We start from the raw sequence: 21,652 nt of genomic DNA, 5'->3' as shown, positions 1-21,652 counted from the left end.
AAAAGACCGGCGAGGACGCTTGACTCTGACCGGCGGCCAGTCCCTCCTCGCGCCATGGGGCGGATAGGCGAAACCGATCTTCTCGACCGGCTGGCGCCGAACGGGCGCGGCACATGGATCGTGCAGCTGGGCCTGGGACTGCTCGCCACCGCGCTGGCCATCGGGCTGCGCACCGCGATCGACAGTGTCGCCCCCGCCGCCGGCCCGTTCGTGCTCGGCTTTCCCGCCATCCTGATGGCGACGCTGTTCGGACGGTGGCAGGCGGGGCTGCTGACCGGGGTGCTCACCCTGCTCTACAGCTGGTATTTCGTGCTGCCGGTGCGGCACTCGATGGCGCTCAAGTCGCCGGACGAAACCGCCCGGCTGGTGCTCGCCGCGGTGAATTATCTGGCGGTGATCGTGATCGCGGAGCTGTTCCGCCGCGCCGTGCGCCGCGCGTCGGACGAGCGCGATCGCGAGATATCGGAGCGCGACCTGTTCCTCGAGGAGTTCGATCACCGGGTGAAGAACAATTTCACGCTGGTCGCCGCGCTGCTCGACATGCAGCGCCGCCGCGCGCGGGACGCGGAGACCCAGGTGGCGCTGTCCTCGGCGCTCGCCCGGGTGGAGAGCATCGCGCGGGCGCACCGGCACCTCTATCGCGGCGCGGCATCCTCGCCGGGCGCCGTCGACATGGCGGTCTATCTCGACGAGCTGAGCGCGGCGCTGGCCGAGGCGCTGTTCCTGCGCGGCGCGATCACGCTCGAATGCGTGTGCGACCATGGCGCGATGCCGCGCGACCGGGCCGTCTCGATCGGGCTGATCGTCAACGAGCTCGTGACCAATGCCGCCAAGCACGCCTTTGCGGGGCGCGACAGCGGGCGGATCGAAGTGCGGTTCGCGGCCATCCCGTCCGGCTGGAAGCTGGTGGTGCGCGACGATGGCGTGGGCATGCCCGCCAACACCCGGCCGCGCAAGGACGGCGGGCTCGGCCAGAAGCTGATCGACGGCTTCGTCCGGCAGGCCCGCGGCACGACGACGACGCAGACCGGGCCGGACGGCACGGTAGTCACGGTGGTGCTGGAGGCTTGAGGGGGCGGCGAATCGGCTCGAGCGGCCCGCGCGCCCCGCGCGTCAGTTGGCGATAAGCAGGTTGACGCCTTCGGTATCGTTCGCGCCGCCGACACAGCTCCCCGTCCCCGCCACGGCCACCGGACGCTGAGTCGCATATGCCGTGAGCACGATCGCGACCTGGGACTGGCCCGCATTGGTCGACGGATCGATTTCCCAGCGACCGCAGCAATCGCATCCCGGCCGCGCGGTTCGCGCGCCCGTGGTGTAGAAGAAGAACCGGCTGCCGGTCTGCTGGACCGATGTCACGAGGCCGGCGGACTGGTCGGAGGCGGAGGCGCCGCTCAGCCCGAGGACGAACGTTGTCGAAAGTGCGAGCAGCTTTGCGATGATTTTCATGGGCCCCGTCCGCCTTGAGGATTCATGCGGGGAATGCTTGGCGTCACGCCCTATCGCAATTTAAAATATTGCAACGGACAAGAAACAAGCACCGTTTCCGATGTAACTTCCCGTGTATTCCTGGATGCATTTTTCACACTTGATTATCGCCGGCCATGTCAGGCATTCGCCCGCGAGATGTAAATTCCATCACAGATCACGGATATGCCATGAGACACGAACTTATTTCCGTGATTCCGTTCGTACTTGCCATGCCGGCCATGGCGCAGACCGCGCCGGAACAGACCAAATATGAATATGATACGCTCGGTCGCCTGGTGAAGGTGACGATCGAGAGCAGCACCAGGGGCGATACCAGGGCGAACTACAGCTATGACCCCGCCGGCAACCGCACGAATGTGAAGGTCGAGACGCGTTCGCGCCGCGCCTTTGTCGTGCCGCTCAACGGCTTCACAGTGATCCCGCTCAAATGATCCCGCCGCTCGCATGATCCGGCAGACCGCGGGCGCGGCCTTCCGGCTCAGCCCAGCGTCTCGACCATCTCCGCCAGCTCCAGCCAGCGCATCTCCGCCGCGTCCTTCTCGTCGCGCAGCTTCGAGATGCCGTCGCTCAGCTTCGAGAATCTGCCCGGGTCCCTGGCATAGAGGTCCGGATCGGCCAGCGCGGTCTCGTCCCGGGCGATCTGCGCCTCGATCTCCTCGATCCGCTTGGGCAACAGGTCGTAGTCGCGCTGGTCCTTGTAGCTGAGCTTGGTCGTCTTTCTCGGCGCTTCGGCTGCCGGCGCCGCCTTGGGCGCGGCCTTCCTCGCCTCCTGCCTGGGCCGGCGCTTGGCCTCCCAGTCGGCATAGCCGCCGACCACGACGTCGACCATGCCCGATCCGTCGAGCCCCAGCGTCACCGTCACCGTGCGATCGAGAAAGTCGCGGTCGTGGCTGACGATCAGCACCGTGCCTTCATAGTCCGCGATCACTTCCTGGAGCAGGTCGAGCGTCTCGAGGTCGAGATCGTTTGTCGGCTCGTCGAGCACCAGCAGATTGGAATGGCGGGCAAACTCGCGCGCCAGCAGCAGGCGCGAACGCTCGCCGCCCGAAAGCGTCGCGATCCTGGCCTCGGCGATCGAGGGATCGAACAGGAACTCCTTGAGATAGCCATGGACATGCTTCTTCACGCCCAGCACCTCGATCCAGTCGCCGCCGTCCGCCAGCACGTCGCGGACCGACTTGGCGGGGTCCATCAGGCTGCGCTGCTGGTCGATGATCACGCCGTTCAGCGTGTTGGAGAGCTTGACCGTGCCTTCGTCGGGCTGGATCTCGCCGGTCAGCAGCTTGAGCAGGGTCGACTTGCCCGTGCCATTGGCACCGACGATGCCGATCCGGTCGCCCTTGGTGACGCGGAAGGTCAGGTCCTTGATGATCGTGCGCTGATCGTCCCCGGCGCCGAAGCGCTTGGTGACGTGCTTGGCGTCGATCACCACCTTGGTGTTGCTGTCGTCGGCGGCGGTGACGAGCTTGGCGGCACCCTGCGGCCCCATCATCGCAGCGCGGGTGGCGCGCATCTCCTTCAGCTTTTCCAGCCGCCCCTGGTTGCGCCGGCGCCGGCCGGTGACGCCGCGCTGGAGCCAATGCTCCTCGATCTTGAGCTTGGCGTCGAGCCGCTGGGCGTTGCGCTCCTCCTCGGCATAGACCTGGTCGGTCCAGGCCTCGAACCCGCCAAAGCCCACTTCGGCGCGGCGGATCGTGCCGCGATCGAGCCACAGGGTCGAGCGGGTGAGGCGCGTGAGGAAGGTGCGGTCGTGGCTGATCACGATGAACGCGCCGGTGAACCGGCCCAGCCAGTCCTCCAGCCATTCGATCGCGGCGAGATCGAGATGGTTGGTCGGCTCGTCGAGCAGCAGCACATCGGGATTCTGCGCCAAGGCCCGCGCGATCGCGGCGCGGCGGCGCTCGCCGCCCGAGGCAGTCTTCGCCTCGCGGCCCAGGTCGATGCCGAGCTGGTCGGCGATCGCCTCCGCCTCGTGCCGGGGCGGCGCGTCGCTGCCGGAGAGCACATAGTCGAGCAGGGTCGCGCAGCCCTCCATCCGCGGCTCCTGCTCGAGCAGCACGACCCGCGTGCCCGGCACGATGGTGCGGCGGCCCTCGTCGCCGTCGATGCTGCCGGCGATCAGCTTGAGCAGCGTCGTCTTGCCCGCGCCGTTGCGGCCGATCAGCGCCAGCCGATCGCGCTCGCCGACATAGAGGTTCAGCCCGCGGAACAGCCAGCCATGGCCCTGGACGAGACCGAGATTTTCATAAGCGAGGACGGGTGCAGCCATGATGCCTTTGATCGGTTGCGGCACCGGCCCGCTCCCCCACCCGGCCACCCATGGGATATTGACGTTGGGTGGCCGGGTGGGGGAGTGGGCCGGTGCCGTCGCAATGGGCTCCACCTAGGGGTGGCGAGCCCGCCCGGCAAGTTACCGCCGGCTGAAGGGTGCGTTCAGGGGCTATTCAATGCCCGGACCCTATGCCATCTGCCATGAAGATGTTGGTGACGCCCATCCTTTGCGCCTGCCTGGCGGCGTTCGCGCCCGCCGGGGCCGCGGCTGCGCAGCCGGACGGGCACCAGGATTCGGACGGCCGCTCGCCCCGCCGCCAGGCCGGGCCGCCGCTCTCGGTGCGCGAGATCGAGCGCCGGGTGGTGCCGCGGCTGCCGGGGGCCCAATATCTCGGTTTCGACTATGATCCCGCAACGGAAGTTTACACGCTGAAGTTCCTGCGCAATGGATCGGTGATCTGGGTGGACGTCGATGGCCGGTCCGGCGCGATCGTCCGCAAAACGGGCGATTAGGGCCCGGCGAGGGGAATGACATGCGACTGCTGATCGTCGAGGATGAGCCGAACCTGGGGCAGCAGCTCCGCAATGCGCTGGAAGGCGCGGGCTATGCGGTGGATCTGGCCACCGATGGCGAGGAAGGCCTCTATCTCGGCTCCAACGAGCAATATGATGCGATCATCCTCGATCTCGGCCTGCCCGAGATCGACGGGCTGACGGTGCTCGACCGCTGGCGCAAGGAAGGCAAGACCACCCCGGTGCTGGTGCTCACCGCGCGCGACAGCTGGTCGGACAAGGTGGCGGGGCTCGATGCCGGCGCCGACGATTATGTCGCCAAGCCCTTCCAGACCGAGGAGCTGATCGCCCGGCTGCGCGCCCTGATCCGCCGCGCCTCGGGCAATGCCTCGGCCGAGCTGACCGCCGGCGACATCCGGCTCGACACCCGCTCGGGCAAGGTCACCCGCGGCGGCGAGCCGGTGAAGCTCACCGCCCAGGAATATAAGCTGCTCAGCTACCTGCTCCACCACAAGGGCAAGGTGGTGAGCCGCACCGAGCTGATCGAGCATATCTACGACCAGGATTTCGATCGCGATTCGAATACGATCGAAGTCTTCGTCACGCGCATCCGCAAGAAGCTGGGCGCCGATGTGATCACTACCATCCGTGGCCTGGGCTACAGCCTGGAAGAGCCGGCCGACGCCTGAGCGGATGGCACGGCTCGCCCAGACTCTAGGCGGGCTGCGCCGGCGCCTGTTCGGTCGGCCCCTCACCGAGCCGGAGCCCCTGGCGCCCGGCGAGGTGTCGCCGCGCCACTATGTGCGCACCACCGGATCGGTCAGCCGGCGCATGCTGCTGGTCGCAACCGCCTGGATCATGCTGCTGCTCGTCGGCGGCGGCATCGCGCTCGACCGGGTGCTGGTGACCACCGTCACCAAGAATTTCGACGACCAGCTCGACTATCTGCTCAAGGCGATGATCTTCTCCGCCGAGCTCGACCAGAATGGCGACGTGATGCTCAATCGCGAGCTCGCCGACCAGCGCTTCCTCGAATATAATTCCGGCGCCTATTGGCAGATCAGCGGCAGGGGCCATGAAGCCTTCCCGTCACGCTCGCTCTGGGACCAGAAGCTGAAGGTCGACCAGCAGCACAGCGACACCAACGTCCATGTCTATGACAGCCGCCAGCTCCCCGGCCAGCTGCTGCGCGTCGCCGAGCGCGACGCGGTGCTGCCGGGATCGAACGTGCGCTGGCGCTTCCAGGTGGCGCAGAGCCGCGAGACGCTGGACGGGCAGATCGCCCAGCTGCGCCGCACCCTGGTGCGCAGCTTCGTGCTGCTCGGGCTCGGCCTGATCATCATGGTGGCGCTGCAGACCTGGTACGGGCTGCTGCCGCTGCGCCGGGTACGCCAGGAGATCGCCCGGCTGCGCGCCGGCGAATCGACTCGCGTCGAAGGCGCGATGCCCGCCGAAGTCGCGCCGATGGTCGAGGAGCTCAACGCGCTGGTCGAGCATAACGACCGCCAGGCCGAGGAGGCGCGGCGCCACGCCGGCAACCTTGCCCATGCGCTGAAGACGCCGCTGAGCGTGATCATGAACGCCGCGGCCGCCGGCCAGCCCGATCTCGCCCAGGCGGTGATCCGCGAGGCGCGCACCATGCGCCGGCAGATCGACCACCATCTCGCCCGCGCCCGCGCCGTCGGCCGCCGCGGCTCGGCGCACAGCCGCGCCCAGGTCTGGCCCTCGATCGAAGCGGTCGAGCGCGCCGTCGCCCGGCTCTATCCCAATGTCCGCATCGACATTGACGGGCAGAAGGACCTGGTCGCCCATATCGAGCGGCAGGACCTGGACGACCTGCTCGGCAACCTGGTCGAGAATGCCGCCAAATATGGCGGCGGCAGCGTGTTCATCACTGCCGGGGTACAGGCCGGGTTCGTCGAGATCCTCGTCGAGGACGACGGCCGCGGCATCCCCGAGGCGGATCGTATCCGCATTTTCGATCGCGGCGTGCGGCTCGACAGCGGCAAGCCCGGCACGGGCCTGGGCCTCGCCATCGTGCGCGACGTCGCCGAGATCTATGACGGCACCGTCAGCCTCGAGGAAAGCGAGGATCTGGGCGGCCTGCTCGTGCGCCTGCGCCTGCCTGCCGCCAGCTGAGGCGATTGCAACAAACTGAAATTCAGCTGCGACGAACCGGACGCAAAGCGTTCGCGAACTCGCGGATTGCCCTCTTTTGTCCGTCGGGTCACGTGGCGGCGCCGGTTCTGGGGCCGGCGCCGCCCAATCGCGATCCGAAGCAATATAATCCTTTATTTACAATATATTAGCTTCCGTATGCTAGACTCCGGACGGGGATTGCAGACGCGAAGGACCAGAGATGACTTCCATTTCCTCGACGCCGCAGCGAATGGATCCGCGCGCGCGGCTGGACGCACGGATAGCGGCGGCGGCTTCGGCCGGCGCGATCAGCGCCGACGACCGCGATGCGCTGCGCGGCGCGCTCGACACGATCGATGCCAGCCTCGCCTCGGCCAGCCCCGCCTCGAATCGTGCCGGTGGCGACGGGCCGGGCGACATGAAGAGCCGGATCGACGGGTTGATCGACGCGCAGGCGAAAAGCGGTGCGCTCACCGATGGCCAGGCGGCCGAGCTGAGGAGCTTTTTCGCCCAGGGCCCCGATAGCGGCTCCGGCAACCCGCCGCCATCGGCCAGCGATCACGCTGGCGACGAGGCCGGCACCCCGATCAGCGAAGCCGCCGCGCGCCAGCTCGATGCGATGACGGCCTTTCTCCAGAAACTGCGCGACGCCGCCGCGTCAGGCGCCTCCACTTATGGCGGCAATGCCCGGACGAACGGCAAGGGCGGCCCGGCAACCGGCCGGGTGATCGACCGGCAGGCCTAATCGCCCATGTCTGCGCGTCACCCCCTTGGATCAGCCTAAAGCCCCCGCATCGCCTGGGCGGCGAGCGACAGGCTCTTCCTGCGGGCCTGGTGATCGAACATCGCGCTGGTAAGCATCAGCTCGTCGGCGCCGGTGCGGGCGATGAAGGCAGCGAGCTGCGCGCGCACCTTGTCCGGGCTGCCGATCGCGCTGGCCGACAGCACCTGATCGAGCATCGCATTGCCATGCCCGCCCAGGCTCTCGCGATAGCCCTGGACCGGCGGCGGCAGCTGGATGCCCTTGCCGGTGGTGCGGATCGCGACAAAGGCCTGTTGCTGCGAGCTGGCGAGATATTCCGCCTCCGCATCGGTATCGGCGGCGAACACGTTGAAGCCCAGCATCAGATGCGGCTTCTCCAGCACCGCCGAAGGGCGGAAGTTGCGGCGATACATGTCGATCGCCTCGTCGAGCAGGCCGGGCGCGAAATGCGAGGCAAAGGCATAGGGCAGCCCCAGCATCGCCGCGAGCTGCGCACCGAACAGGCTGGAGCCGAGGATCCAGATGTCCACCTTCGCCCCCGCCCCCGGCGTGGCGCGGATGCCGGTGCGGCCGTCATCGGCGAAATAGCTCTGCAGCTCCGCCACCTCGCGCGGGAATTCGTTGCCGTCGCTGTCCAGCCCCCGGCGAATCGCGGCGGAGACGCGCTGGTCCGATCCCGGCGCGCGGCCAAGGCCGAGATCGACACGGCCGGGGAAGAGCGCGTCCAGCGTGCCGAACTGCTCGGCCACCTGCAGCGGCGCATGATTGGGCAGCATGATCCCACCCGCGCCGATGCGGATCGCCGAAGTCGCCTGGCCGACATGCGCGATCACCACCGCGGTGGCGGCGCTGGCGATCCCGTCCATCCCGTGATGCTCGGCCACCCAGTAGCGGGTATAGCCGAGCCCCTCGACATGGGCGGCGAGATCGGCGGCATTGGCAAGCGCCTGGGCGGCATTTCCGCCCTGGACGATGGGCACGAGGTCGAGCAGCGAATAGGCAGTCATGGACGGCCAGATGGGGAGGCCCCTCCACGTCCGCTAGATAGTTTTCGTCGTGCAGGCCCAAGCCATTATCCGGCACCTCCACCTATATCCGTCATCCCGGCGCTCGCCGGGATGACGAGGAAGGTTGCCCTGCCCCGCACCACTGCCTAGACGCGCGGGCCATGACCCCAGCGCTTGCCCATATCCGCAACTGGATCTTCGATCTGGACAACACGCTCTACCCGGTGAGCGCCAACCTGTTCGCGATGATCGACGCGCGGATCGGGCAATATGTCCAGGATCTGCTCGGGCTCGACGCGGCCGAGGCGCACAAGGTGCAGAAGGGCTATTTCCATGCGCACGGCACCACGCTGGCCGGGCTGATGGCCGAGCACGGCACCGATCCGCACCATTATCTGGCGAATGTGCACGACGTCGACATGGGCGTGCTCGAAGTGAACGAGACGCTGGTCGCCGCGCTCGCCCGCCTGCCCGGCCGCAAGCTCGTCTTCACCAATGGCGACGCGCCCTACGCGACGCGGGTGCTCGACCGGCTCGGCCTCGGCGCCACCTTCGAGGCGATCCATGACGTCCATGCCACGGGATATCGCCCCAAGCCGGACCCGCTGGCCTATCGGGGCCTGTGCGACGCCTATGGCCTGGACCCGGCACACAGCCTGTTCGTCGAGGACATGGCACGCAACCTGAAGCCCGCCAAGGCGATCGGCATGACCACGGTGTGGATCGACAACGGCTCCGAACAGACGCCCGACATGGATCGCGGCTTCATCGACTATACCGTCAACGATCTCGGAGCCTGGCTCCACAGCATCCTGGAGACTTCCGCATGACCGACCTGCAGACGACCATCGACGCCGCCTGGGAAGACCGCGCCAATCTGGGCTTCGGCACCGAGGGCGCGGTGCGCGAGGCGGTGGCCGAGGCGCTGAACCTGCTCGACCGCGGCGAGGCGCGCGTCGCCGAGCCGATCGCGGGCGGCTGGCAGGTCAACCAGTGGCTCAAGAAGGCGGTGCTGCTCAGCTTCCGCCTCAACGACAACCAGGTGATCCAGGGACCGGGCGGCGCCAACTGGTTCGACAAGGTGCCGTCGAAGTTCGCGAACTGGGGCGAGGACGCGTTCCGCCAGGCCGGTTTCCGCGCCGTGCCCGGCTCGGTCGTCCGCCATGGCGCCCATATTGCCAGGGGCGCGGTGCTGATGCCGAGCTTCGTCAATATCGGTGCCCATGTCGGCGAGGGCACCATGGTCGACACCTGGGCGACCGTGGGCAGCTGCGCGCAGATCGGCCGGAACGTGCACCTGTCGGGCGGCGTCGGCATCGGCGGCGTGCTCGAGCCGCTCCAGGCCGATCCGGTGATCATCGGCGACGGCGCCTTTATCGGCGCGCGCGCTGAAGTGGCCGAGGGCGTGCGCGTCGGCGAGGGTGCGGTGCTCTCGATGGGCGTCTATCTCGGCGCCTCGACCAAGATCATCGACCGCGCCACCGGGGAGGTCCATCGCGGCCAGGTTCCGCCCTATTCGGTAGTGGTGCCGGGCACGATCCCCGGCGAGGCGGGCAAGCCCGGCCTCTATTGCGCGGTGATCGTCAAGACGGTGGACGCGCAGACGCGCTCGAAGACCGGGATCAACGAGCTGCTGCGCGACTGATCCTCACTGGGTGCCGATCACGGTTGCCGCCGTGCGCAGCGTATAGGCTGGGCTGGCGGCGGCCGAATTGGCGGCGAGCGTGAGCACGAACGCCGTCTCCTTGCCCTGGGGGCCGTAGAAGCGCCCGCTGAGCTGGCCGGTGACGCCGGTCATGTCGGCGCTCGACCAGCTGGTGCCGTAATAGGCGCCGGTCAGCGGATCGATGGCGGCCGTGCCGGTCACCGTGCCGAGGTCGACATCGGGGCCCGAGGCGGGCGTGCCGATGAAATGGATCGTCGTGGTCACCGTGCCGGTCAGCAGATCGGCCTGGAGCGCCACGGTGCTCCTGCCGAGCGGAAAGGGGCTGGTCGCGCCGCCCGTGATCGTCCGGTAGCCGCTGCCGCCATAGACCGCCTGGTAGGTCACGAGCGAAGTCGCCGGCACATCGCTCACCTCGGTCGGCACGCCGATGATGCAGTTATAGGCAGTCGACGCGCCGCTCGCATTGGTGATCACCTGCGCCGTCCGCATATATTCGAACGGCCCGATGCCGACGATGCCGACCGTCTGATAGCGCAGCCGGTCGGTGAAGCTGCCGATGCCGGGCTTGGCCCAGGCCTGGAAGCCCGACGGCAGGCTGGTGTCGACGTTCGCCGGACCGAAGGAGAGGCCAAGCCCGTCGCCGGTCACCGCCCAGACCTGGGTCGCGTCGGTATAGGCGAAGGCGAGGCCCTGGTCGGGCAGCGTCGCCGCACCATAGGTGGGCGGCATGGTGTTGAGGATCTGCTTCGCGCAGCTCGAGACGAAGCTGCGATCCCCGGTCAGGTCGGCGAATTTGGGATAGGTCGGGGTGGCCAGGGTGGAGGCGAGCCGGAACCCGCCCGGCGCATCCGCCGAGGGGCGCACCGTCACGGTGCCATCGCGATCGTCCGCCCAGCAGGCGGAAAGCAGCAATGCGCCGGCCAGCGCGGCACCGAAGCGAATCATGAACCCCCCTTTTCCCGCCCCGGATCGGCGGCCGGGAAAGGCTATGGAGCGCGCCTTCCCCGCTCAATCGCAAAAGCCACGAAAACGGATGCAGGGGCCTGCGCCAGGCGATATGCCGGGGCATGACCGAAAGCATGACCTATGGGCGCTACCTCGCCCTCGACCAGCTGCTCGCGGCCCAGCATCCGCTGTCGGACCGGCATGACGAGCTGCTCTTCATCATCATCCACCAGACCAAGGAGCTCTGGCTCAAGCAGATGATCGCCGAGCTGCGCGCCGCGCTCGACCTGGTCCGCGCCGACAAGCCGGTGGAGGCGTACAAGTCGCTCGCCCGGGTCAGCCGGATCCAGGCGGTGATGACGCTCAGCTGGGACGTGCTCGCGACGATGACGCCCAGCGACTATACCCGCTTCCGCGAAGTGCTGGGCACCAGCTCGGGTTTCCAGTCGGACCAGTTCCGCGCGGTCGAGACGATGCTGGGCCTGCGCGGCGGCGGAGTGCCGGGGCCGCTCACCACCCAGGTCGCGGCGCTGCCCAGCCTGTGGGACGAAGCGAATGCCGCGCTGGCCCGCGCCGGCTTCGCCGTGCCGGCCGAGGCGCTGGCGCGCGACTGGCGCACGCCCTATGTGCCGAGCAAGGCAGTCGAGGATGCCTGGGCCGAAGTCTATCGCGACACCACGCGCTGGTGGGAGCTGTACCAGCTCGCCGAGAAGCTGGTCGACATCGACGATGCGCTCGCCACCTGGCGGCACAAGCACGTCATCACCGTGAGCCGGGTGATCGGCATGAAGCCCGGCACCGGCGGCACGCCCGGCGTGCCCTATCTCGAATCGACCCTGGCCAAGCGCGCCTTTCCCGAGCTCTGGACGCTGCGGACCCAGTTGTGACCAGCTACAAGCATCTGTTCCAGCGCGCGCTGGCGGCGGCGCCCGAGCGGCTTCACTTCGCGGCGCATTCGCACCATCTCTGGCCCGATGCCTCCTATGTCGGCCAGCTCGCCGCCTGGGAGGACGGCGTGCGCCTCGCCGACCGCAAATGGGAGCGGGTGATGGGCGAGATCTGGCCCGCGGCCCAGGCGCATGTCGCCGCCGAGCTTGGCCTGCCCGATCCCGGCACGCTGGTGTTCGCCCCCAACACCCACACGCTGCTGCTCGCCATCGCCTCGGCGCTGCCGCGCCGGCCGCTGCGCATCCTCGCCAGCGACGGCGAGTTCCACAGCTTCCGCCGCCAGGCCGCGCGCTGGGAGGAAGCGGGCACGGCGATCGTCGAGCGCGCGCCGCTGGACCGGATCGCCGAGCGCGCCGGGGCGGGCGGGCACGACCTGATCTTCGTCAGCCAGGTCCAGTTCGGCACCGGCCATGTGCTGGAGGACATCGCCGCGCTCGCCGCGCTTGCCCGGCCCGACGGCCCCTGGGTGGTGATCGACGGCTATCACGGCTTCATGGCGCTGGAGACCGATCTGTCGGCGGTGGCCGACCGGGTCTTCTACCTCGCCGGCGGCTATAAATACGCCATGGCCGGGGAAGGCTGCGCGTTCCTCCATGCGCCGCCCGGCTTCGGCCCGCGGCCGGAAGTCACCGGCTGGTATGCCGAGTTCGAGGACCTGTCGCTGCCGCCGGGCAGCATCGGCTATGCGCCCGACGGCCGCCGCTTCCTGGGCGCGACCTTCGACCCCTCGGGCATCTACCGCTTCGTCGCGGTGCGCGACATGCTGCGCCAGGAAGGGCTGACCACCGCGGCGATCGCGGCGCATGTCGATAGCCTGCGCGCGCAGTTGCTCGCCGGCCTGCCGATCGCAGCCGAACTGCTCAACCCGGGCAGCCCCGCGCGCTTCCTGGCGCTCCGCTCGCCGGATGCCCAGCGCTGGAAGGCCGCGCTGGAGGCCGAGGACGTGATCACCGACGTGCGCGGCGACGTGCTGCGCATCGGCTTCGGCCTCTATCAGGACGCGCGCGACGTGGCGCAACTGATCGAGGCGCTTGCCGGGCTCCGCTAGAAAAAGCGGCCGGGCGGGCAATGCGCAGCCCTGCCCGGCCGTGAGGGAACTCAGCGGCGGGCGACCCGCGCGGCGCCCCAGCGGGCGGCCAGCTGGCGGCCGACATCGCGCTCGACGGTGGCGCGGCAACGCTGGATCTGGCGCACATCGTCCTGATCGGCGCCTGCATAGGAACCGCAGACCTGCTCGGTCGCCGTGGCGAGGCGATGGTTGAACGCGGCGCGCCCGGTGGCGCTGCCCAGGTCGAGATCGGCATGGCGGATGGTGACGCTCCGGTCCGGCCGGCCATCGGCCAGGGCCGGGGCGGCGATCAGCGTGGCGGCGGCGAGGGCGGCGATGAACTTGGGCATGTCTGGCTCCTTTCCGGGGGAATTGCCGGCGCTTGCCGGGACCTGGACCTGATCGCCCGGAAACCGCCCGGCGGAGAGGATGACGAGCCGATGAAGAGCTGATGAAATGCCGATGATTCGCCGATAGGGTGGCGCGCGACGCGAATTATGGAGATGGAAGGGCCGTGGAGGGCCGCATCGATCTGGCACATGAGGCAGGGTTCCGGCTGGGCGCGCTCGACGTGCGCCCGGCGCTGCGCCAGCTCGTCCGCGACGACGGCGCCGAGGAAGTGCTCGAGCCGCGGGTGATGCAGGTGCTCGTCGCGCTCGCCAGGGCGGACGGCGCGATCCTGAGCCGCGACGACCTGACCCGCTCCTGCTGGGAGGGGCGCGTCGTCGGCGAGGACGCGATCAACCGCGTGATCTCGCGCCTGCGCCGCGCGGCCGAGGGGATCGGCCAGCGCAGCTTCCGGATCGAGACGGTCACCAAGGTGGGCTATCGGCTGGTGCGCGCCGACGACGGCGCCGCGCTTCCCGCGTCGCGCGACGCTGCGCTGGAGGGAATGCGCACCGAGCTGCACCGCCTGAGGCTCGACCGGCGCGCGATGATCACCGGCGCCGGCCTGGCGCTGGCCGCGAGCGGCGGGTTCCTCGCCTGGCGCCGCTTCGGGGCGCCGCCGCCCGCGCCCGCGCAGCGCAAGCCGCCCGACGACATCGCCCCGCTGATGATCCAGGCGCAGATGGCGATGACCCAGGGCACGGTCGAGGGCAGCAACCAGTCGATCGGGCTGCTGCGCCGCGTGGTGATGCTGCGGCCCGACTATGCCGATGGCTGGGGCTTGCTCGCCTTGTCCTATTCGGCGGCGGCGGTCGGCCGCCCGCAACGGTTCGAGGCGGACATGCGCACCCGCGCCGAGGAAGCGCGCCGCCGCGCCCTGGCGCTCGATCCCGGCAATGCCTATGCCCGCGCCGCGGAAGGGCTGGGCAAGCCGGTGCTCGGCAACTGGCTCGCCGCCGAGCGCGGGCTGCGCGCCAGCCTTGTCCCGCATCCCGGCAACGAGATGCTGATCGGCGCGCTCGCCGGCCTGATGCTCGGCGTGGGCCGCTGTGCCGAAGCCGCCGGCATGCTCGACGGGATCTGGAAGCGCATCCCGCCCAATCCGGGGCTTGCCTATACGCGTGTCCAGTCGCTGTGGGCCACGGGCCGGCTCGACGAGGCCGACAAGGCGATGGACGATGCCGTCGCGCTGTTCCCCACCCATTTCGCGGTATGGTTCACGCGCTTCTACCTGCTGATGTACACCGGCCGCATGCGCGAGGCGATCGCGCTGGGCGAGAATCGCGAGACGCGCCCCACCGGCATCCCGGACTGGAATTTCGAGCAGGTGCTCACCGTGGCGCGCGCGATGCTCAGCCGGGCGCCGCGCGATGTCGACGCGGCCGTCGCCATTACGCTCGAAGGCGCGCGCCGGGGCGCGGGCTTCGCCGAGAACGGCATGCAGTTCCTGTCCGCGCTCGGCCGGCTCGACGATGCCTTTGCCGTCGCCGACGCCTATTATTTCGCCCGCGGCTTCGATCCGGGCGAGCTGCGCTTCTCCACCGAGCAGGGCACCTATACGCGGCGCACCGCCCGGCGCACCCATATGCTGTTCCTGCCCTCGACCGTCGCGATGCGCGCCGATCCGCGTTTCCCGCGCCTAGCCGGGGAGATCGGGCTGGTCCGCTACTGGAAAGCGGCGGGCGTCCGGCCCGACTATCAGGCGACGGGCTGAATCCCCAGCCGGGGAATCTCGATCGCCGGGCAGCGATCCATCACTACCTGCAGCCCCGCCGCCTCGGCGCGCGCGGCGGCTTCCGCGTTGATCACGCCGAGCTGCATCCACACCGCCCGGGCCCCGGCGGCGATCGCTTCGTCCACCGCCTCGCCCGCGGCCTGGGGCCGGCGGAAGATGTCGACCAGGTCGATCGGCTCGCCGATCTGGGAGAGCGCGCGGAAGACGAACTCGCCATGCACATGCTCGCCGGTGATCTGCGGATTGACCGGGATCACCCGGTAGCCCTGGCGCTGGAGGAAGGCCATCACGCCATAGCTCGGCCGGTCGGGCCGGTCGGATGCGCCGATCATCGCAATGGTGCGCACGCCCTCCAGCAGCGCCCTGATGTCCTCGTCCCGCGTCAGCGGCATCGCTTCATCCTTTCAGCCAGTCGTCCACCCGCTGCGCCAATCCGGCAAACAGCTGGGCCGCGGGTCCGTTCCCCGCCGCGGGCGGCTCGCCCGCATCGGAAGCGGCGCGGATCGCCATTTCGAGCGGCACGCGGCCGAGGAACGGAATGCCGAGCTTCGCCGCCGCCGCCTCGGCGCCGCCTGCGCCGAACGGATCGGAAAGCTCGCCGCAATGCGGGCAGGCATAGCCCGACATGTTCTCGATCAGGCCGATCACCGGCACGCCCGCCTTGTTGAACAGATCGATCGCGCGAGTCGCGTCGATCAGCGCCAGGTCCTGCGGCGTGGAGACGATCACCGCGCCCGCCGGCTTGTGCTTCTGGATCATGGTGAGCTGCACGTCGCCGGTGCCCGGCGGCAGATCCAGCACCAGCAGCTCGGCATCGCCCCAATCGGCGTCGACCAGCTGGCCGAGCGCGCCGCCCGCCATCGGCCCGCGCCAGGCGATCGCCTGCCCCTCGGCCACCAGCCCGCCCATCGACAGCATCGGCACGCCGAAACGAGTCTCGACCGGCAGCAACACTTTCTCACGCGCCTGGGGCCGCACGCCCTCCACCCCCAGCAGCCGCGGCTGCGAGGGGCCGTAGATATCGGCGTCGACCAGCCCGACGCGGCGCCCGCGCGCGTGCAGCGCGATGGCGAGGTTGGCGGCGATGGTGGACTTGCCCACCCCGCCCTTGCCGCTCGCCACCGCGATCAGCCGCCGGGTGCGGCGCTCGCTGGTCATCAGCACGCGCACCGCGTCGATCCCCGGCAGGGCGGCGGCGGCGGCGCGGACATCGGCCTCGAGCTCCGCGCGCGCGGCTTCGCCCAGGCCGGTCACGTCGAGCACGATGCTGGCGCGGGGCCCTTCGAGACGGGCAGTGGCGCGGCCGGCGGAGACGGGTTCGAGCGCGGCTGCAAGAGCTTCATTGTCGGTCATCGCGTGCCAGATAGGCGCACAATCGCCGCGCGCCACTGTAAATCCGCGCGCACGCCCCTATAAAGGCGCAATGGCAAACCTGATGAGCTGGCTGGGCAAGGCCGGCATTCTGCAGAACGAAGCCCCCAAGAGCCCCTGGGGCTCCGGCGGCGGCAGTGGAAATGGCGGTGGCTCGGGCGACGGCAAGGGCGGCTCGGGCGGCGGCCCGCGCAATCCCTGGTCCTTCCCGCCCGAGGGGCGGCGCCCCCGTTCCGGCGGCGGCAATGGCGGCGGTGGCGGCGGCCTGTTCGAGGAGCTGTTCCGCCGTGCGCGCGGCGGCGGCGGCTTTCCCGGTGCGCCGGGCGGCGCCCGGCTCTGGACGCTGGTGATCGTCGGCCTGTTGCTGATCTGGGTGATCTTCACCAGCTTCCACACGATCGGCCCGCGCGAGCGCGGCGTCGTCACCACGCTCGGCCGCTACACCGGCACGCTCGATTCCGGCGTGAAGTTCACCCTGCCGGCTCCGATCCAGATGGTCGATGTCGTCGATGTCGGCAGCGTGCGCACCGAGAAATTCCCCGAGAGCGGCGCCAACCTGATGCTCACCGGCGATCAGAACATCGTCGACCTCGCCTATTCGGTGAACTGGTACATCACCGATGCCGCCGACTATTCCTTCCAGATCAAGGATCCGAAGGAAACGGTGAAGGACACCGCCGAGAGCGCGATGCGCGCGGTGATCGCCACCACCACGCTCACCGAGGCGATCGGCGAGGGCCAGGGACGCATCTCGTCCGACGTGCAGGCGGCGATGCAGAAGATTCTCGACGAATATCATGCAGGCATCCGCATCCAGAGCGTCGCGCTCACCAAGGCGGCGGCGCCCGAGCAGGTGGACGACGCCTTCAAGGCGGTCCAGGCCGCGCAGCAAGGCGCCCAGGGCGCGCGCAACAACGCCAATGGCTATGCCCAGCAGGTGATCGCCGTCGCGCAGGGCGAGGCCGCCGAGTTCGACAAGATCTACGAACAGTACAAGACCGCGCCCCAGGTCACGCGCCGCCGCCTCTATTACGAGACGATGGAACAGGTGCTGGCGCGCACCAACAAGACCATCGTCGAGACGCCCGGCGTCACCCCCTATCTGCCGCTGCCGGGGATCCGCCCCGATGCCGGCAAGGCCCAGCAGGGAGACCAGAAATGACCTGGCTGCGCAGCCCCATCGGCATCGCCGTCGCGCTCATCGTCGCGGTGATCGTGGTGATGAGCACCGTCGCGATCGTGCCCGAGACCAAGCAGGCAGTGATCCTGCGGCTCGAGCAGCCCCAGCGCGTGGTCAATGCCTGGCGCTCGGGCGAGACGTTCGGCCGCACCAATGCCGGGCCGATCTTCCGCATTCCGTTCGTCGACCGGATCGTCTGGGTCGACAAGCGCGTGCTCTCGGTCGACCTGCCCAATGAGCCGGTGCTCTCCACCGATCAGTTGCGGCTTCAGATCGATGCCTATGCCCGCTTCCGCGTCACCGACCCGCTCAAGATGGTCGTCACCATCGGCACCGAGGAGCGCGCGCGCGACCAGCTCCAGCCGCTGTTCCGCTCGGCGCTGCGCAACGAGCTCGGCAAGCGCCCCTCGGCGGTGCTGCTCAGCCCGGAACGCGGCCAGGTGATGGACAACATCCAGGGCGCGCTCCAGCAGCTCGCCTCGCAATATGGCGTCTCCATCGTCGACGTGCGGATCAAGCAGACCGAGCTGCCCTCGGGCTCACCGCTCGACAGCGCGTTCGAGCGGATGAAGACGGCGCGCTTCCAGGAAGCCAAGACGATCGAGGCCCAGGGCATGAAGGACGCGCAGATCATCCGCGCCAATGCCGATGCCCAGGCCGCGCAGATCTATGCCCAGGCTTTCAACAAGGATCCGGAATTCTACGATTTCTGGCGCGCGATGCGCTCGTATCGGACGACGTTCCTGAATACCGATCCGGCCAAGGGCGATACGTCGATCATCCTGTCGCCGAACAATTCGTATCTGAAGGAATTCATGGGGCAACGATGAGCCTTTCGATCCGTTCATATTCAATCGCCGTTCAGCATTTCGGCGCAAATATTCCGTTCGAACGCTTTTCCTTCGTCTGAGAGGACCGACTCACGTGCGTTACGCTTACGCTCTCACTACCGCCATCCTGCTCAGCGGCGCCGCCGCGACGATGACGCTCAACCAGCCGGCCGGAGCGCAGACCGCGCAGAACGAGCCCGGCGCCATCCAGGCGGCCGCGCCCAAGGCCGGCGCGCCGATGAGCTTCGCCGACATGGTCGCCAAGCTGCAGCCGGCGGTCGTCAACATCTCGACCACCCAGCGCGTGACGATGAACGCCAACCCGTTCGCGGGCACGCCGTTCGAGGCGTTCGGCGGCGGCAACCAGCCGGTCACCCGCCAGGCCGAATCGCTCGGCTCGGGCTTCCTGATCTCGGCCGACGGCTATGTCGTGACCAACAACCACGTCATCTCGGCGGGCGCGCGCGGCGCCACCGTCGAATCGATCACGGTCACGCTGCCCGACAAGCGCGAGTTCAAGGCCAAGCTGATCGGCAACGACGCGCAGTCGGACCTTGCCGTGCTCAAGATCGAGGGCACCAACCTGCCCTTCGTGAAGTTCGGCGATTCGACGAGCGCCCGGGTGGGCGACTGGGTCGTCGCGATCGGCAATCCGTTCGGGCTGGGCGGCTCGGTCACCGCCGGCATCGTCTCGGCGCTGCACCGCGTCACCGGCCAGGGCGGCGCCTATGACCGCTTCATCCAGACCGACGCCTCGATCAACCGCGGCAATTCGGGCGGCCCGATGTTCGACCTGAACGGCAACGTCATCGGCATCAACTCGCAGATCCTGTCGCCCACCGGCGGCAATGTCGGCATCGGCTTCGCGATCCCCGCGGAAGAAGCCAAGCCGGTGATCGACACGCTGATGAAGGGCGGCAAGATCGCCCGCGGCTATCTCGGCATCGGCATGCAGGACCTGACCGACGACATCGCCGACGGCCTGGGCGTGCCGAAGGGCCGGGGCACCGTCGTCGCCCGCGTCGAGCCGGGCCAGCCGGCGGAGAAGGCCGGGCTCAAGCAGGGCGACGTGATCGTCAAGGTCGACGGCAAGGATGTCACGCCCGACCAGACGCTGTCCTATCTCGTCGCGAACGTGAAGCCGGGCACGCGCGTGCCGCTCGAGCTCTACCGCGATGGCAAGCGCCAGACGCTGAGCATCACGGTGGGCACCCGCCCGCCCGAGGAGCAGCTCGCCCAGTTCGATCCGAACGACGAGAATTCGGGCCCGGGCGGCGGCGACAGCGAGACGATGGCCGCGGCCTCGCTCGGCGTGCAGGTGGCCCCGCTCACCCCGCAGATCGCCCAGAGCGTCGGCGTCAACCCGAGCATCACCGGCGTGGTCGTGCTCCAGGTGAGCCAGGCGAGCGACGCGGCGGGCAAGGGCCTGCAGCGCGGCGACGTCATCACCACGGTCAACCGCCAGCCGGTGGCCAGTGCGGCCGATGTCGCCAGGCAGGTCCAGGCGGCGAAGAGCGCGGGCAAGGGCAATGTCCTGCTCTGGGTCCAGCGCCGCGCGGTCGGCCGCTTCGTCTCGGTCGGCATCAACTAAAACCGGGCCCTTCGGGCTGACGAATGCCCGTTTCTCCTCTATCCCGAGACTCCCAAGCTAGGAGTCGAAGGATGGCGGGAGAGACGGGCATCTTCATTGGGGCGGGCGCCGGCGGCGCGAAGCCGCAGTCCCTGGTCCTCAAGCGCGCCAACCGGCACGGGCTGATCGCCGGCGCGACCGGCACCGGCAAGACGGTGACGATCCAGGGCATCATCGAAGGCCTGTCGAACGCCGGCGTCCCCTGTTTCGTGGCGGACGTGAAGGGCGACCTGTCCGGCCTCGCCATGGCCGGCTCGCCCACCGCCAAGACGCACGAGATCTTCAAGGCGCGCGCCGCCGAGATCGGCCTGGCCGACTGGGCCTATGCCGATACGCCGGCGCAGTTCTGGGACCTGTACGGCGAGCAGGGCCATCCGATCCGCACCACCATCTCGGAGATGGGCCCGCTGCTGCTCGCCCGGCTGATGGACCTCAACGACGTGCAGGAAGGCGTGCTCACCATCGCCTTCACGGTCGCCGACAAGGACGGGCTGCTGCTGCTCGACCTGGACGACCTCCAGGCCATGCTCGCCCATTGCGCCGAGCGGGCGGACGAGCTCACCGCCACTTATGGCAATGTCTCGAAGCAGTCGGTCGGCGCGATCCAGCGCTCGCTGCTCCAGCTGCGCAGCCAGGGCGGCGCCAATTTCTTCGGCGAGCCGGCGCTGGCGATCCAGGATTTCCTGGGCACCGACGACAAGGGCCGCGGCCTGGTCAACATCCTCGCCGCCGACAAGCTGATGGCCAGCCCCAAGCTCTACGCCACGTTCCTGCTCTGGCTGCTCTCCGCCCTGTTCGAATCGCTTCCCGAAGTGGGCGATCCCGACAAGCCCAAGCTCGCCTTCTTCTTCGACGAGGCGCACCTGCTGTTCGACGATGCCCCCAAGGCGCTGCTCGACAAGATCGAGCAGGTCGTCCGCCTGATCCGCTCCAAGGGCGTCGGCGTCTATTTCATCACCCAGAACCCGATCGACGTGCCCGACACGATCGCCGGCCAGCTGGGCAACCGCGTCCAGCACGCGCTGCGTGCCTTCACCCCGCGCGACCAGCAGGCGGTGAAGGCGGCGGCCACCACCTTCCGCGCCAATCCCGGGGTCGACGTGACCACTGCGATCACCGAGCTCAAGGTGGGCGAGGCGCTGGTCTCGCTGCTGCAGGAGGATGGCGCGCCGAGCCCGGTCGAGCGCACGCTGATCCGCCCGCCGGCCTCGCGCGTCGGCCCGGTCACGCCCGACGAGCGCAAGATCCTGATCCAGACCGACGCGATCGGCACCAAGTACGACACGCTGGTCAACCGCGAATCCGCCGAGGAGCTGCTCGCCGCCAAATCGGCCGAAGCCGCGGCGGCGGCCGCCGAGGCCCAGGCCCAGGACGCGGCGGAAAAGGCCGCCGCCGCCCAGGCCAAGGAAGATGCGCGCGTCGCCAAGGAGGCCGAGCGCCAGCGCCTCGCCGATCAGCGCGACGCCGATCGCCAGGCCCGGCTCGACGCCCAGGCCCAGCGCCAGGCCGAGCGCGAGGCCGCGAACAATCCCTGGAACCGGGCGATCAACTCGGCCACCCGCTCCGCGTCCTCGGCGGCGGGCCGGGCAGTGGCGAACGAAGTCTCCAAGGCGATCTTCGGAAGCTCGCGCGGCGCGGGCGGCGGGATCGTCGGCGGGCTGGTGCGCGGCGTGCTCGGCGGGCTGTTCAAGGGGCGGTGATCGCGTTCCTCCCCCGCAAGCGGGGAGA

Annotated in this window: 22 protein-coding genes; 15 read left to right on the top strand and 7 right to left on the bottom strand. The window is 69.1% G+C overall.

The annotated features are described in order from the left end of the window. Window positions 1–54: 54 nt before the first annotated feature. Window positions 55–1,071 (top strand): sensor histidine kinase, encoded by a 1,017-nt coding sequence (locus ACIQCS_RS09950; protein ID WP_345849867.1) that lies wholly within the window; start codon window positions 55–57, stop codon window positions 1,069–1,071. 42 nt (window positions 1,072–1,113) lie between these two features. On the opposite strand, the gene ACIQCS_RS09945 is transcribed toward ACIQCS_RS09950, so the two are convergent. Beyond that, a complete protein-coding gene (locus tag ACIQCS_RS09945; RefSeq protein WP_345849866.1) occupies window positions 1,114–1,449 on the bottom strand; it encodes a hypothetical protein in 336 nt (111 codons plus the stop codon). A gap of 209 nt (window positions 1,450–1,658) precedes the next feature. On the opposite strand from ACIQCS_RS09945, the gene ACIQCS_RS09940 reads away from it, so the two are divergent. Next, entirely contained in the window at window positions 1,659–1,922 is a 264-nt protein-coding gene (locus ACIQCS_RS09940) for a hypothetical protein (protein ID WP_401530726.1), read from the top strand. Between the two features lie 47 nt (window positions 1,923–1,969). On the opposite strand, the gene ACIQCS_RS09935 is transcribed toward ACIQCS_RS09940, so the two are convergent. Then, window positions 1,970–3,760 carry an ABC-F family ATP-binding cassette domain-containing protein gene (locus ACIQCS_RS09935; RefSeq protein WP_345849864.1) on the bottom strand — a complete coding sequence of 597 codons (1,791 nt, stop codon included), beginning with the start codon at window positions 3,758–3,760 and terminating at the stop codon, window positions 1,970–1,972. Window positions 3,761–3,969: 209 nt separating this feature from the next. On the opposite strand from ACIQCS_RS09935, the gene ACIQCS_RS09930 reads away from it, so the two are divergent. From ACIQCS_RS09930 to ACIQCS_RS09915, 4 genes are all read left to right on the top strand, one after another. Continuing rightward, a complete protein-coding gene (locus tag ACIQCS_RS09930) occupies window positions 3,970–4,275 on the top strand; it encodes a hypothetical protein (protein ID WP_401530866.1) in 306 nt (101 codons plus the stop codon). A gap of 20 nt (window positions 4,276–4,295) precedes the next feature. Further along, on the top strand, window positions 4,296–4,964 hold the full coding sequence (locus ACIQCS_RS09925) for a response regulator transcription factor (RefSeq protein ID WP_086128141.1): 669 nt from the start codon (window positions 4,296–4,298) through the stop codon (window positions 4,962–4,964). Between the two features lie 4 nt (window positions 4,965–4,968). After that, window positions 4,969–6,414 (top strand): sensor histidine kinase, encoded by a 1,446-nt coding sequence (locus ACIQCS_RS09920; RefSeq protein ID WP_401530722.1) that lies wholly within the window; start codon window positions 4,969–4,971, stop codon window positions 6,412–6,414. Window positions 6,415–6,634: 220 nt separating this feature from the next. Then, on the top strand, window positions 6,635–7,159 hold the full coding sequence (locus ACIQCS_RS09915) for a hypothetical protein (protein ID WP_345849862.1): 525 nt from the start codon (window positions 6,635–6,637) through the stop codon (window positions 7,157–7,159). Between the two features lie 35 nt (window positions 7,160–7,194). Here ACIQCS_RS09915 and ACIQCS_RS09910 read toward each other — a convergent pair whose 3' ends face one another. Continuing rightward, window positions 7,195–8,184, bottom strand: coding sequence for an LLM class flavin-dependent oxidoreductase (locus ACIQCS_RS09910; RefSeq protein WP_345849861.1), 990 nt, complete (start codon window positions 8,182–8,184; stop codon window positions 7,195–7,197). Window positions 8,185–8,345: 161 nt separating this feature from the next. Between ACIQCS_RS09910 and ACIQCS_RS09905 the strand changes: the two genes are divergently transcribed. Further along, window positions 8,346–9,014 (top strand): pyrimidine 5'-nucleotidase, encoded by a 669-nt coding sequence (locus ACIQCS_RS09905; protein WP_345849860.1) that lies wholly within the window; start codon window positions 8,346–8,348, stop codon window positions 9,012–9,014. Further along, window positions 9,011–9,829: a 2,3,4,5-tetrahydropyridine-2,6-dicarboxylate N-succinyltransferase gene (dapD, locus tag ACIQCS_RS09900; protein ID WP_345849859.1), complete on the top strand. Its 819-nt coding sequence runs from the start codon at window positions 9,011–9,013 to the stop codon at window positions 9,827–9,829. The genes ACIQCS_RS09905 and dapD overlap by 4 nt, the downstream gene beginning before the upstream one ends. A 3-nt stretch (window positions 9,830–9,832) precedes the next feature. Here the strand turns inward: dapD and ACIQCS_RS09895 are convergent, their stop codons facing one another. Beyond that, a complete protein-coding gene (locus tag ACIQCS_RS09895; protein WP_345849858.1) occupies window positions 9,833–10,795 on the bottom strand; it encodes a hypothetical protein in 963 nt (320 codons plus the stop codon). 122 nt (window positions 10,796–10,917) lie between these two features. Between ACIQCS_RS09895 and ACIQCS_RS09890 the strand changes: the two genes are divergently transcribed. Further along, window positions 10,918–11,682 carry a tryptophan 2,3-dioxygenase gene (locus ACIQCS_RS09890; RefSeq protein WP_345849857.1) on the top strand — a complete coding sequence of 255 codons (765 nt, stop codon included), beginning with the start codon at window positions 10,918–10,920 and terminating at the stop codon, window positions 11,680–11,682. Beyond that, on the top strand, window positions 11,679–12,791 hold the full coding sequence (locus ACIQCS_RS09885; RefSeq protein WP_345849856.1) for a class V aminotransferase: 1,113 nt from the start codon (window positions 11,679–11,681) through the stop codon (window positions 12,789–12,791). Before ACIQCS_RS09890 ends, ACIQCS_RS09885 begins: the two co-directional genes overlap by 4 nt. Before the next feature lie 50 nt (window positions 12,792–12,841). Here the strand turns inward: ACIQCS_RS09885 and ACIQCS_RS09880 are convergent, their stop codons facing one another. After that, a complete protein-coding gene (locus ACIQCS_RS09880; RefSeq protein WP_345849855.1) occupies window positions 12,842–13,141 on the bottom strand; it encodes a UrcA family protein in 300 nt (99 codons plus the stop codon). A 164-nt stretch (window positions 13,142–13,305) separates the two neighbouring features. Between ACIQCS_RS09880 and ACIQCS_RS09875 the strand changes: the two genes are divergently transcribed. Continuing rightward, entirely contained in the window at window positions 13,306–14,892 is a 1,587-nt protein-coding gene (locus ACIQCS_RS09875) for a winged helix-turn-helix domain-containing protein (protein WP_345849854.1), read from the top strand. On the opposite strand, the gene ACIQCS_RS09870 is transcribed toward ACIQCS_RS09875, so the two are convergent. Beyond that, entirely contained in the window at window positions 14,877–15,305 is a 429-nt protein-coding gene (locus tag ACIQCS_RS09870) for a CoA-binding protein (protein WP_280277957.1), read from the bottom strand. The two genes, ACIQCS_RS09875 and ACIQCS_RS09870, sit on opposite strands and share 16 nt — an antisense overlap. Window positions 15,306–15,309: 4 nt before the next feature. After that, complete coding sequence (locus ACIQCS_RS09865; RefSeq protein WP_345849853.1) at window positions 15,310–16,266, bottom strand: P-loop NTPase; 957 nt, start codon at window positions 16,264–16,266, stop codon at window positions 15,310–15,312. A 70-nt stretch (window positions 16,267–16,336) separates the two neighbouring features. On the opposite strand from ACIQCS_RS09865, the gene ACIQCS_RS09860 reads away from it, so the two are divergent. The 4 genes from ACIQCS_RS09860 (at window position 16,337) to ACIQCS_RS09845 (ending at window position 21,624) form a co-directional block, all read left to right on the top strand. Next, window positions 16,337–17,446, top strand: a complete 1,110-nt coding sequence (locus ACIQCS_RS09860; protein WP_345849852.1) for a protease modulator HflK — start codon at window positions 16,337–16,339, stop codon at window positions 17,444–17,446. Then, window positions 17,443–18,294, top strand: a complete 852-nt coding sequence (locus tag ACIQCS_RS09855; RefSeq protein ID WP_345849851.1) for a protease modulator HflC — start codon at window positions 17,443–17,445, stop codon at window positions 18,292–18,294. Before ACIQCS_RS09860 ends, ACIQCS_RS09855 begins: the two co-directional genes overlap by 4 nt. Window positions 18,295–18,388: 94 nt before the next feature. Next, a complete protein-coding gene (locus ACIQCS_RS09850; protein WP_345849850.1) occupies window positions 18,389–19,885 on the top strand; it encodes a DegQ family serine endoprotease in 1,497 nt (498 codons plus the stop codon). 71 nt (window positions 19,886–19,956) lie between these two features. Further along, entirely contained in the window at window positions 19,957–21,624 is a 1,668-nt protein-coding gene (locus ACIQCS_RS09845; RefSeq protein ID WP_345849849.1) for a helicase HerA-like domain-containing protein, read from the top strand. Window positions 21,625–21,652: the final 28 nt, after the last annotated feature.

The sequence above is a fragment of the Sphingomonas sp. NPDC092440 genome, assembly GCF_044754985.1.
In the GTDB taxonomy this organism is placed as follows: Bacteria; Pseudomonadota; Alphaproteobacteria; order Sphingomonadales; family Sphingomonadaceae; genus Sphingomonas.
This window is presented reverse-complemented; position numbering and strand designations above follow the sequence as displayed.

Coding starts and splice junctions, on each gene's coding strand:
- ACIQCS_RS09950 (WP_345849867.1), top strand. CDS start 55: ATGGGGCGGATAGGCGAAACCGATCTTCTCGACCGGCTGGCGCCGAAC.
- ACIQCS_RS09945 (WP_345849866.1), bottom strand. CDS start 1,449: ATGAAAATCATCGCAAAGCTGCTCGCACTTTCGACAACGTTCGTCCTC.
- ACIQCS_RS09940 (WP_401530726.1), top strand. CDS start 1,659: ATGAGACACGAACTTATTTCCGTGATTCCGTTCGTACTTGCCATGCCG.
- ACIQCS_RS09935 (WP_345849864.1), bottom strand. CDS start 3,760: ATGGCTGCACCCGTCCTCGCTTATGAAAATCTCGGTCTCGTCCAGGGC.
- ACIQCS_RS09930 (WP_401530866.1), top strand. CDS start 3,970: ATGTTGGTGACGCCCATCCTTTGCGCCTGCCTGGCGGCGTTCGCGCCC.
- ACIQCS_RS09925 (WP_086128141.1), top strand. CDS start 4,296: ATGCGACTGCTGATCGTCGAGGATGAGCCGAACCTGGGGCAGCAGCTC.
- ACIQCS_RS09920 (WP_401530722.1), top strand. CDS start 4,969: ATGGCACGGCTCGCCCAGACTCTAGGCGGGCTGCGCCGGCGCCTGTTC.
- ACIQCS_RS09915 (WP_345849862.1), top strand. CDS start 6,635: ATGACTTCCATTTCCTCGACGCCGCAGCGAATGGATCCGCGCGCGCGG.
- ACIQCS_RS09910 (WP_345849861.1), bottom strand. CDS start 8,184: ATGACTGCCTATTCGCTGCTCGACCTCGTGCCCATCGTCCAGGGCGGA.
- ACIQCS_RS09905 (WP_345849860.1), top strand. CDS start 8,346: ATGACCCCAGCGCTTGCCCATATCCGCAACTGGATCTTCGATCTGGAC.
- dapD (WP_345849859.1), top strand. CDS start 9,011: ATGACCGACCTGCAGACGACCATCGACGCCGCCTGGGAAGACCGCGCC.
- ACIQCS_RS09895 (WP_345849858.1), bottom strand. CDS start 10,795: ATGATTCGCTTCGGTGCCGCGCTGGCCGGCGCATTGCTGCTTTCCGCC.
- ACIQCS_RS09890 (WP_345849857.1), top strand. CDS start 10,918: ATGACCGAAAGCATGACCTATGGGCGCTACCTCGCCCTCGACCAGCTG.
- ACIQCS_RS09880 (WP_345849855.1), bottom strand. CDS start 13,141: ATGCCCAAGTTCATCGCCGCCCTCGCCGCCGCCACGCTGATCGCCGCC.
- ACIQCS_RS09870 (WP_280277957.1), bottom strand. CDS start 15,305: ATGCCGCTGACGCGGGACGAGGACATCAGGGCGCTGCTGGAGGGCGTG.
- ACIQCS_RS09865 (WP_345849853.1), bottom strand. CDS start 16,266: ATGACCGACAATGAAGCTCTTGCAGCCGCGCTCGAACCCGTCTCCGCC.
- ACIQCS_RS09860 (WP_345849852.1), top strand. CDS start 16,337: ATGGCAAACCTGATGAGCTGGCTGGGCAAGGCCGGCATTCTGCAGAAC.
- ACIQCS_RS09855 (WP_345849851.1), top strand. CDS start 17,443: ATGACCTGGCTGCGCAGCCCCATCGGCATCGCCGTCGCGCTCATCGTC.
- ACIQCS_RS09845 (WP_345849849.1), top strand. CDS start 19,957: ATGGCGGGAGAGACGGGCATCTTCATTGGGGCGGGCGCCGGCGGCGCG.